The organism is Pseudomonas sp. NY15356 (genome assembly GCF_048068175.1).
GTDB lineage: Bacteria > Pseudomonadota > Gammaproteobacteria > Pseudomonadales > Pseudomonadaceae > Aquipseudomonas > Aquipseudomonas putida_K.
The window spans coordinates 1-547 of sequence record NZ_JBLUPW010000084.1 but is presented as its reverse complement, the minus strand read 5'-3'; the positions used below and the strand labels follow the sequence as shown (position 1 = coordinate 547).

The following is a 547-nucleotide window of genomic DNA, read 5'->3' as shown; positions in this document are numbered from 1 at the left end:
TACGACATCCTTCTTCAGGGCTGCCTGCCTGGCAGCCTCGGCGACCAGCCCTTCTGCCTGGCCGGTGGCCTTGGCCAGCAGCGCGGGCGGTACGCCTTCGGCCTTCAGCGCGGCCATCAGCGCGCTGGCCGACTCCGGTCGTGTTTTCAGCCAGGTGCTGAAGTCCGTCAGGGCCACGACCGTGGCCACGCTGCGCGCCAGGGTCGGGCTGGGCCCGATGTTGTTCACGATCTTGGCGAGCAACAAATGAGGCTGCTCCACCAGCACGGCCAGGACGTCGGCGGTTACACCGCTGGCGTGCACGATCAGGGCCATCTGGGCCAGACCGTAGGTGAAGGCGATTATCTGGAGATCGGCTACCGGGTCGTAAGGTTCTTCTGGTTCTTCTGGTTCTTCTGGTTCTTCTGGTTCTTCTGGTTCTTCTGGTTCTTCTGGTTCTTCCGACGCCTCTGGATCTTCCAGCTTCAGGCGCTCGCCTAGCTCTTGCAGCCAAAGCCCACCGGGCTTGCCACGGTCCGCCCAGATCAGCAGGGCCCGGGCCGCAGTT

The 547-nt window shown here is 64.0% G+C and carries 2 protein-coding genes; one reads left to right on the top strand and one right to left on the bottom strand.

Annotated elements, in window-relative coordinates; all coding sequences use genetic code 11:
* The coding region (locus ACNFCI_RS24020; RefSeq protein WP_416768433.1) for a hypothetical protein at positions 1–243 on the bottom strand (243 nt) is incomplete at its 3' end.
* 3 nt (positions 244–246) lie between these two features.
* Between ACNFCI_RS24020 and ACNFCI_RS24015 the strand changes: the two genes are divergently transcribed.
* Positions 247–480 carry a hypothetical protein gene (locus tag ACNFCI_RS24015; protein ID WP_416768432.1) on the top strand — a complete coding sequence of 78 codons (234 nt, stop codon included), beginning with the start codon at positions 247–249 and terminating at the stop codon, positions 478–480.
* Positions 481–547 lie beyond the last annotated feature (67 nt).